We start from the raw sequence: 9,581 nt of genomic DNA, 5'->3' as shown, positions 1-9,581 counted from the left end.
CCGAGTTCATCCGTGGCGGGATGCTTAATAGTTGAAAGTCTTGACCAGCAGCAGATCACCGATCGCCCGCAGGGGCACGATGAAGGTTTCGCGTTTTTCCCCGACGGTGTTTTCGTTGAGCACCAGAGTGATCTGCGAGGTGATCACCTCGTTCTGATTACTGGTTTCCTCGAAGTTATAGCCACCATCGCCGTAGTTGCCCCAATAGTTGACGTAGACCAGATACGTGCCGTGCAGCGGCGCGGTCATGGTGAACATTTCCGGGCCGGGGCCGTCGACACCATCCGGGTCGAGGCCGCCGCCATTGCTCAGCGCCGGCCGTGCCCAAAAGGCATGCTGACCGTCGGGGGTGACAATATGCAGATCCAGCTCGGCTTTCGGGTCGTCCCATCCCAAGACAAGACGAATCTTCGCCGGCGTGCGCAGATTATTTGCTTCATAAAATTGCACGCGCTTGAGCGACTGGCCCTCGGCGCTGATCACTTCGACGCTGTTGGAACCGGCGCCAAATGCGTAGGGCCGGGCAAAACGTCCCTGATCATCGGTGTACAAATTCAATGGATTGCCGTTGACGGCGAGGCTGTGCGGCGGACGCATGTGGCCGAGGGCTTTGAGCTGGCCCTGGATCATCGTGCGATTGCGCTGAATGCCGCGATCGATCGGCGGCGTCGGGTAGGCGACCTGCGAATTTTCCGAACGATCGAGCAGGCCGTGATAACGCCAGCCGCCCACCGGCTCGGACAACTGCGCAGTCGGCGCCGCCCACAGCGCAGGCGCGCAGGCGAGGCCGATCAGCAGCAAAAGAAATGAACGCATGTGACGCCTCCTGCCATGCCTTGAACGAAACCTTGCACCCGATCCTCGGTACTTCACAGCGGTGAACTGCGTTTCGTCTGAATGCCCCGCAACTGTCGGGGCCGTAGAAGCGGCGAAGAGTAGCGATTCGGCAGTTTTTTAACAATCGGATACATGTGTGATTGCTGTAGGAATCTCGCCATCCGGGTAGACGATGAGCCGAATAGCCGGCATATTCGGCTCACCAAATGAGCCGAATAGCGTTTTATTCGGCTCACGCTTCTACGACAGGTGATCAATGACCGCACATTGGATCTGGCAACAACCGGATTGGCCCGACTTCAACTGGCAAGCAGAGCGCCTCGCCCCGCTGCTGCGCGAGTGCGTGCAGATGCAGGGCCGACTCTTGGGAATGGCCGGCTCAGTGGGCGATTCGATGAGCGCACAGAGCGAGCTCGATGCGTTGCTTCAGAACATCGTCACCTCCTCCGCCATCGAAGGTGAGCAACTGAATGTCGGCTCCGTGCGTTCTTCTCTGGCCCGGCGCCTGGGTCTGGAATGGGTTGATCGCGATAGCGTCAGCCAGCGTAGCGAGGGCTTGGCGCAATTGATGCTCGATGCCACCCATGGCTTCGACGAGCCGCTGACCCTGGCCCGATTGCTGGAATGGCACACCTGGCTTTTCCCCGCCGAGGAAGCGATGTTCAGCGCGCGGCCAATACTCGTCGGTACCTTGCGCGGCGCCGAACCGATGCAGGTGGTGTCCGGACGGCTCGACCGGCCAACGGTTCACTTTGAGGCGCCACCGCGCCAAGGGCTGGAACAGCAAATTGAGCGTTTTTTGAGCTGGTTCGAAGCCAGCCGCGATCAGGTTTCGCTGGATCCGCTGTTACGCGCAGGCATCGCGCATTTCTGGTTTGTCACTCTGCACCCTTTCGACGACGGCAACGGTCGTCTGACCCGCACAATCACCGATCTGGCGCTGGCGCAAGGCGAAGCACAGGCGATCCGCTTCTACGCGATGTCCGCAAGCATTCTCGAGGATCGCGCCGGTTATTACCGGATTCTGGAGTCGAGCCAAAAGACCACGCTCGATATCACCGAATGGCTGACCTGGTTTTTGCAGACACTGCTGCGCAGCCTGCAGCAAGCCATCACCCGGATAGATTCGGTGTTGGGCAAGACTCGCTTCTGGCAGGCGCACCGCGAATCCAACCTTTCAGCGGAGCAGATCAAAGTGCTCAATTGCTTGCTCGATGGCGGTGAGCGCGGTTTCGAACAGGGCCTCAGCGCAGGGCAATATCAAGCGGTTGCGAAAGTATCCAAAGCCACCGCGACGCGGCATCTGGCGGAGTTGCTGGACAAGGGCTGCCTGCAACGCCTGCCGGGCGGCGGACGCAGTACGCGTTACAAAATCAACTATCCGGATTGACTCGCCGACCGTTATGGAGGGGCCTAGCGACGGCCCGCTCATTTGCCCATACCCCCCCTATCTGCTAGTGTCGCGCCGGTTTAACGTCTACCGGAAATTGCCGCCATGGCCCGCAAAAAAGCTGCACTGGATTTCGAACAATCCCTCGCCGACCTGCAAACACTGGTCGAGCGTCTGGAGAACGGTGAATTGTCGCTGGAAGACTCGCTGACCGCTTTCGAGCAGGGCATCGGCCTGACCCGTGACTGCCAGGCGGCGCTGGCCCAGGCCGAGCAGAAAGTGCAGGTGCTGCTGGAGCGTGATGGCGAGCTCGCCGAGGAACCCTTCGACGCGGATGAGCCAGAATGATCGCGACGTATTCGGCGAGCAGTCAGGCCCGGGTCAACGCGGCGCTGGAGACGCTGTTCAACGCGCCGCTGCCGGAACTGGCGCGGCTCTACGAAGCGATGCGCTACAGCGTGATGAACGGCGGCAAACGCGTGCGCCCGTTGCTGGCTTACGCGGCGTGCGAAGCCCTCGGTGGCCAGGCTGAACAGGCCAGCGGCGCGGCGTGTGCGGTCGAGTTGATCCACGCCTACTCGCTGGTGCACGACGATTTGCCGGCGATGGACGATGACGATCTGCGTCGCGGCCAGCCGACGACCCACAAGAAATTCGACGAAGCCTGCGCGATCCTTGCCGGTGACGGCTTGCAGAGCCTGGCCTTCAGCGCCCTGCTCGACCCGCGCCTGAGCGATTGCAGCAGCGAAATCCGTCTGCAGATGGTCACTGCGCTGGCCCATGCAGCCGGCCCTGCGGGCATGGTCGGTGGTCAGGCCATCGATCTGGGTTCGGTCGGTCTCAAACTCGATCAACAAGCCCTGGAACAGATGCACCGGCACAAGACCGGCGCGCTGATTGAAGTCAGCGTCAGGCTCGGCGCCCTGGCCAGCGGCCGCGCCCAGCCTGATCAGCTTCAGGCGTTGCAGACGTATGCACAGGCCATCGGTCTGGCCTTTCAGGTGCAGGACGATATCCTCGACGTGGAAAGTGATACCGCCACCCTCGGCAAACGTCAGGGCGCCGATATCGCCCGCGACAAGCCAACCTACCCGGCGCTGCTCGGCCTCGACGCCGCCAAGGCCTACGCTCTGGAACTGCGCGATCAGGCCTTGCAGGCGCTGCGACCGTTTGACGCGGCCGCCGAGCCGTTGCGCGAGCTGGCCCGGTATATCGTCGAGCGGCGCAACTGACGGCGTATCGGCCAAAAAAGACCAACGCGTGGGCAGGGGGCGATGCATCAGGTAAACTGCCGCATCTTTTATACCTATAACGATTCGCCTGATGCCCACGACGTTTCATGAGATTCCCCGCAAGCGCCCGACCACGCCCCTGCTCGACCGTGCGAACACGCCGGACGGCCTGCGCCGGTTAGGCGAAGCCGAGCTGGAAACCCTGGCTGATGAGTTGCGCCTGGAATTGCTCTACACGGTCGGCCAGACCGGTGGGCATTTCGGTGCCGGCCTGGGCGTGATCGAGCTGACCATCGCGCTGCATTATGTCTTTGACACCCCGGACGACCGTCTGCTGTGGGACGTCGGGCATCAGGCGTATCCGCACAAGATCCTCACCGGTCGCCGCGAGCGCATGGCCAGCCTGCGTCAGAAGGACGGCATTGCCGCGTTCCCGCGCCGCTCCGAGAGCGAGTACGACACCTTCGGCGTCGGCCACTCCAGCACCTCGATCAGCGCTGCGCTGGGCATGGCCATTGCCGCCCGCCTGCAGGATAGCGATCGCAAGGCCATCGCCGTGATCGGCGACGGTGCGCTGACCGCCGGCATGGCTTTCGAGGCGCTGAACCATGCGCCGGAAGTCAACGCCAACATGCTGGTGATCCTCAACGACAACGACATGTCGATCTCGCGCAACGTCGGCGGGTTGTCGAATTATCTGGCGAAGATCCTGTCCAGCCGCACCTACGCGAGCATGCGCGAGGGCAGCAAGAAAGTCCTTTCGCGCCTGCCCGGTGCGTGGGAAATCGCCCGTCGCACCGAAGAATATGCCAAGGGCATGCTGGTCCCTGGCACCCTGTTCGAAGAGCTGGGCTGGAATTACATCGGCCCGATCGACGGTCACGATCTGCCCACTTTGATCGCCACCCTGCGCAACATGCGCGATCTCAAAGGCCCGCAGTTCCTGCACATCGTCACCAAGAAAGGCAAAGGCTTCGCCCCGGCGGAAGTCGACCCGATCGGTTACCACGCCATCACCAAACTCGAACCACTGGACGCCCCCGCCGCTGCGCCGAAAGCCGTCAGCGGGCCGAAGTATTCGGCGGTGTTTGGCGAGTGGCTGTGTGACATGGCGGCGGCTGACGCTCGTCTGGTCGGGATCACCCCGGCGATGAAGGAAGGCTCGGATCTGGTGGCGTTCAGCGAGCGTTTCCCGGAGCGTTATTTCGATGTGGCGATTGCCGAGCAGCACGCGGTAACGTTCGCCGCCGGCATGGCCTGCGAAGGCGCGAAACCGGTAGTGGCGATCTACTCGACGTTCCTGCAACGCGGTTACGACCAATTGGTACACGACGTCGCGGTGCAGAACCTCGACGTGCTGTTCGCCATCGACCGCGCCGGTCTGGTCGGCGAAGACGGCCCGACCCACGCTGGCAGCTACGACCTGTCGTACCTGCGCTGCATCCCGGGCATGGTCATCATGACCCCGAGCGATGAAAACGAACTGCGCAAGATGCTCACCACCGGCCACCTCTACAACGGCCCGGCGGCAGTGCGTTACCCGCGTGGCAGCGGGCCGAATGCAGTCATCGAAAAAGATCTCGAAGCGATCGAAATCGGCAAGGGCATTGTCCGTCGTCAGGGCAGCAAGGTCGCCATGCTGGTGTTCGGCGTGCAACTGAGCGAAGCCTTGAAAGTCGCCGAGAAGCTCGACGCCACCGTGGTCGACATGCGTTTCGTCAAACCGCTGGATGAAGCGCTGGTGCGCGAGATCGCCGGCAACCACGAGTTGCTGGTGACTATCGAAGAGAACGCAATCATGGGCGGCGCCGGTGGCGCGGTCAGCGAGTTTCTCGCCCGCGAAAACATCCTCAAGTCGATGCTGCATCTGGGCTTGCCGGACATTTACGTCGAGCATGCGAAACCGGCGCAGATGCTTGCCGAGTGCGGGCTGGATGAGGCCGGGATCGAAGCGTCGATTCGCCAGCGGCTGGCATTGCTCGCCCAATAAACGCAATACCCTTGTGGGAGCGAGCCTGCTCGCGAAAGCGGACTGTCAGTCACAGACGAACTGACTGATACACCGCCTTCGCGAGCAGGCTCGCTCCCACATTTGATTTGTGTACACCTGAAACTCCCGTTGGACTGTCCATGAACCTCTCGCGCCTCGCCCTGCCCTTCCTCCTGCTGCCAACCGCCAGCGCCCTTGCCGATACATTCGAACGCGATCAGGCGCTGAAGCTGCCGGACACGTTGATCAGCGCCAATCGTCAGGTCGAGGCGCGCAACGACAGCAGCGCCGCCAACACCGTGTTCACCCGCGAAGACATTGATCGCCTGCAACCCAGCGACGTGCCCGATCTGCTGCGGCGCGTGCCTGGTGTGCAAGTGGCGCAGACCGGCGGGCGCGGCAGCCTGCCGGGGATCTACATTCGCGGCACGCAATCGGCGCAGAGCCTGGTGCTGGTCGATGGCCAGCGCATCGGTAACTCGACTTCCGGCGACAGCAACCTGCAGCATCTGAACATCGAGCAGATCGAGCGCGTCGAAGTGCTGCGCGGTTCGCGTTCGGTGATCTACGGCAGCGACGCGATTGGCGGGGTGATCCAGATCTTCACCCGGCGCGGCACCGAGCAAGACTTGCAGCCACGCCTGCATCTGGGCTTCGGCAGTCAGCAGACCTGGGAACGCAGCCTCGGCTTGTCCGGCGGCGACGAAAAAACCCGCTTCAATCTCGGCGCCAGCCTCGACGAAACGGCCGGGATCGACCGTACGCACGAGTCGTATCCAAGCGACAGCGACCATGACGCCTACCGCAACAAATCCCTGAGCCTGAGCCTCAGCCACGCGCTGACCGATGACGTCGAAGTCGGCGCCAATCTGCTGGATAACCGTGGCAGGAGCGAATTCGACAACCCGTTCGGCCGCTTCGACATGGACACGTTCGAGTCGGTGCAACAGCAGCCATACAGTGATTTCAATGTCAGCAGCCTCAGCAGTTATGTCGATGCGCGGGTCAACGAAACCTGGAAAACCCGCATTGAATTCGGCCACAGCGAAAACCGCGAAAAGACCTTCGACAAGCTCAGCGACGAGCGCACGGTGTTCAACACTTATCGCGACTCGGTGAACTGGCAGAACGACCTGACGCTGGACGCGCGCAACAGCCTGGTTCTGGGCGGCGACTGGTACGAAGACCGGGTCAACAGCAGCACTGCGTTTGACGAGGACAGCCGCTGGAATCGCGCAGCGTTCATCCAGCATCGCTATCAGGCCGACAGTTTCTCCACCGAGATCGGCCTGCGCCACGACGACAACCAGCAGTTCGGCAACCAGAACACGTGGAGCGGCACTTTCACCCTGCCGCTGAACCCGGACAACGACGTGCTGCTGAGCTACAGCGAAGGTTTCCGCGCGCCGACCTTCAACGACCTGTACTACCCGGATTTCAGCAATCCCGACCTGAAACCGGAAACTTCGAAAAGCTACGAACTGCAATGGCGCAGTCAGTTGAGCGACAGCGCGCGGCTGGAAGCCTCGATTTACCGTACCGACCTGGAAGACGCGATCATCTTCGGCAGCAACTCACGCCCGCAGAACGTTGCGTCAGCGCGCATCAACGGTTTTGAAGCAGCGTTGAAGCAGGAGCTGTTTGGCTGGCAGAGCAATCTCGGCGTGGCGATCATTGATCCGCGAGATCGCGATACCGGGCATACGCTGGCGCGACGGGCGCGGCGCACGGCCAGTTGGGATGTGGATCGGCAGTTAGATCGCTTGGGACTCGGCGCCAGTTGGCAATTGGTCAGCGGCAGCTACGACGACTTGAACAACACCCAGTCGCTGGGTGGCTACGGCACGCTCGGGCTGCGCAGCAGTTGGGCGCTGAACCGTGAGATCAAGCTGGATCTGAAGGTGGATAACCTGCTGGACAAGGGCTACAGCCGGGCGAACTACAGCTATGAAGGCACGCAGTATGGCTATCGTGAGGAAGGTCGGGCGTGGATGTTTGGGGTGACATGGACCCCTGAACTCTGAACTGAGATTTGTGTTGGTTGGCAGGCCTCTTCGCGAGCAGGCTCGCTCCCACAGTAGACTGAGTGCGGCCACACAGTTTGTTTTCAACGCAAATCCAGTGTGGGAGCGAGCTTGCTCGCGAATACAAGCACCACGGTTTCAACGGTCGGGCGCGATCGATTGGCAAAGCTTGGCGGTGGCGCTGATCATCTGCCCGCTCGGTCGCTCAAGGCCTTTGTCAGTGACCAATAGCAGTCTCCCCTGCCTGACCGCCGCCACCTGCGGCCAGGCCTTCCACGCCCCTAGCTGGGGCTGATCACCGGCGACAATCACTTCCGGATCACGCTGCAATACCGCCTCGATACTCACCTGCGGTGCCGGCAGATTCAGCTCGGCGAAGACATTGCGCGCGCCGCACACCTCAAGCGCATCGCTGATGATCTGCCCGCCACCCACGGTGTATAGCGGTTTGTCCCAGACTTGATAGAAAACCCGCAGCGGTTCGTCACGGCTATAACGCTGGCGCAGATCATTCAGTTGCTCTCGCAATTCGGCCGCTCGTTTCGCCCCACGTTCTGGACGCCCGAGCTGTTTGCTGATCGCTTCAATTTGCGTCGCCAGTTGCGCCAACGTGTGCGGTTCGGCGACGAAGGTCGGAATGTGCAGGTGCTTGAGCTGATCACGCTGCCCCGCGCCAACACTGCCGGGCCAGAGCAGCAGCAAATCCGGTTTCAGGCTGAGCAAGCGCTCCATGTCGAGCTGGCCGTAGCGGCCCACTGATGGAACATCCGCTATCGCCGCCGGCCGCTCGCCCGCATCCAGCACGCCGACCAGCAGGTCAGCAGAATCCAGTTCAACGACGATTTCAGACAGTGAGGGGGCGAGGCTGACCACACGCAGTGCGGCCAGCGCCGGGCTGCTCAGGGCGAGCAGCAGAACCGCCAGCCACAGGCGATGCATCAGCCGAGTTGACGCGGAATACGATAGAGGTAGAACAGCACGGCGGTGGACAGCGCCAGCAACATCAACGGCACGGCTTCGAGGCCGACGAATACCGCCAGTGCGCCAATCCACGCCGGCAAAGACGCTACCAGCAACGCCGCACGCCGACGCGACGCAAGGGCAATCCAGGCGGCGGGTTCTTCGGCGGTATCGAGGGCTTTTTGCGTGGCGATCAACACGTGTTTGTAGCGGGCGAAATACTTCAGGCTGACAAACATCGAGGCGACGCCGGCGATGAACAAAGGCATTGCCAGCACTGGCAACAGGCCCTGCCCTTCACCGAACAGCGCGTTGAGCACGAACAGCGGCAACAGCGCCAGCGCCAGGTATTGCCACCAGGCCACCGACAACCGCCGCCGCACCTGGCCGCGGGTCACGCGCGGTCGACCTCGCCCTGATGCTCGTTGCCCATCATGTGGTCGAGCTTGCTGGCCTTGGTCGCCAGGTAGAGTTTGTTGTGCGGATTGTGCCCGGTGTGCAGCGGCACGCGTTCGGCGACGACGATGCCCATGTCGGTCAGCGCTTTGACCTTGCGCGGGTTGTTGGTCATCAAGCGCAGGGATTTCACACCCAGGTGTTCGAGCATCGGCAGGCACATGGCGTAGTCGCGCTGATCGGCAGCAAAGCCCAGACGCTCGTTGGCTTCCACGGTGTCGGCGCCGCCGTCCTGCAATTCGTAGGCGCGGATCTTGTTCAGCAGCCCGATGCCGCGCCCTTCCTGACGCAGATACAGCAACACGCCACGGCCTTCGCGCGCAATCGCCTGCAACGCGGCTTCCAGTTGCGAGCCGCAGTCGCAACGCTGGCTGAACAAGGCATCGCCGGTCAGGCATTCGGAATGCAGGCGACCGAGTACCGGGGCGCCATCGGCAATTTCACCGAGGCTCAGCACGACGTGCTCACGCCCGGTGCTCTCATCGAGAAAGCCGTGCATGGTGAATTGCGCAAAAGGCGTTGGCAGCTTGGAAGCGGCGACGAAGACGACAGGCACCGATGTGCTCCTGATCTAGAAGACTGAGAATTCGCAGGCGGGCATTGTAACAGCAGGTTCCTGTGGACGCTTAGGCTGAATTATCGGGCATAACCATCAAAAAGTTTGATGACAGCTGCCATGCGCTCCCACAGGA

Annotated in this window: 9 protein-coding genes; 5 read left to right on the top strand and 4 right to left on the bottom strand. The window is 61.8% G+C overall.

All coding sequences use genetic code 11. The annotated features are described in order from the left end of the window. Positions 1 to 24: 24 nt before the first annotated feature. On the bottom strand, positions 25 to 816 hold the full coding sequence (locus tag AAEZ10_RS16660) for a YfaP family protein (RefSeq protein ID WP_350570138.1): 792 nt from the start codon (positions 814 to 816) through the stop codon (positions 25 to 27). A gap of 277 nt (positions 817 to 1,093) precedes the next feature. On the opposite strand from AAEZ10_RS16660, the gene AAEZ10_RS16655 reads away from it, so the two are divergent. From AAEZ10_RS16655 to AAEZ10_RS16635, 5 genes are all read left to right on the top strand, one after another. Beyond that, a complete protein-coding gene (locus AAEZ10_RS16655; protein WP_350570136.1) occupies positions 1,094 to 2,227 on the top strand; it encodes a Fic family protein in 1,134 nt (377 codons plus the stop codon). A 105-nt stretch (positions 2,228 to 2,332) separates the two neighbouring features. Further along, a complete protein-coding gene (locus tag AAEZ10_RS16650) occupies positions 2,333 to 2,575 on the top strand; it encodes an exodeoxyribonuclease VII small subunit (RefSeq protein ID WP_016772991.1) in 243 nt (80 codons plus the stop codon). Continuing rightward, entirely contained in the window at positions 2,572 to 3,459 is an 888-nt protein-coding gene (gene ispA / locus AAEZ10_RS16645) for a (2E,6E)-farnesyl diphosphate synthase (RefSeq protein ID WP_350570133.1), read from the top strand. The genes AAEZ10_RS16650 and ispA overlap by 4 nt, the downstream gene beginning before the upstream one ends. A 91-nt stretch (positions 3,460 to 3,550) precedes the next feature. After that, positions 3,551 to 5,449, top strand: a complete 1,899-nt coding sequence (gene dxs / locus AAEZ10_RS16640) for a 1-deoxy-D-xylulose-5-phosphate synthase (RefSeq protein ID WP_073475710.1) — start codon at positions 3,551 to 3,553, stop codon at positions 5,447 to 5,449. A gap of 140 nt (positions 5,450 to 5,589) precedes the next feature. Further along, complete coding sequence (locus AAEZ10_RS16635) at positions 5,590 to 7,473, top strand: TonB-dependent receptor domain-containing protein (RefSeq protein WP_350570131.1); 1,884 nt, start codon at positions 5,590 to 5,592, stop codon at positions 7,471 to 7,473. Positions 7,474 to 7,611: 138 nt separating this feature from the next. Here AAEZ10_RS16635 and AAEZ10_RS16630 read toward each other — a convergent pair whose 3' ends face one another. Genes AAEZ10_RS16630 through ribA form a run of 3 tightly spaced genes read right to left on the bottom strand, consistent with a single transcriptional unit; the run spans position 7,612 to position 9,445 of the window. Beyond that, positions 7,612 to 8,412 (bottom strand): cobalamin-binding protein, encoded by an 801-nt coding sequence (locus tag AAEZ10_RS16630; RefSeq protein WP_130929117.1) that lies wholly within the window; start codon positions 8,410 to 8,412, stop codon positions 7,612 to 7,614. Beyond that, a complete protein-coding gene (locus AAEZ10_RS16625) occupies positions 8,412 to 8,831 on the bottom strand; it encodes an MFS transporter (RefSeq protein WP_350570129.1) in 420 nt (139 codons plus the stop codon). Before AAEZ10_RS16625 ends, AAEZ10_RS16630 begins: the two co-directional genes overlap by 1 nt. Beyond that, positions 8,828 to 9,445 carry a GTP cyclohydrolase II gene (gene ribA, locus AAEZ10_RS16620; RefSeq protein WP_024014485.1) on the bottom strand — a complete coding sequence of 206 codons (618 nt, stop codon included), beginning with the start codon at positions 9,443 to 9,445 and terminating at the stop codon, positions 8,828 to 8,830. The genes AAEZ10_RS16625 and ribA overlap by 4 nt, the downstream gene beginning before the upstream one ends. Between the last annotated feature and the right edge of the window lie 136 nt (positions 9,446 to 9,581).

Origin of the sequence: Pseudomonas sp. H26/SER47-MNA-CIBAN-0231, assembly GCF_040310465.1 — a bacterium.
GTDB classification, from domain to species: Bacteria; Pseudomonadota; Gammaproteobacteria; order Pseudomonadales; family Pseudomonadaceae; genus Aquipseudomonas; species Aquipseudomonas atacamensis.
The sequence above is the reverse complement of the archived record's forward strand: the minus strand, read 5'-3'. Positions and strand labels throughout refer to the sequence as shown.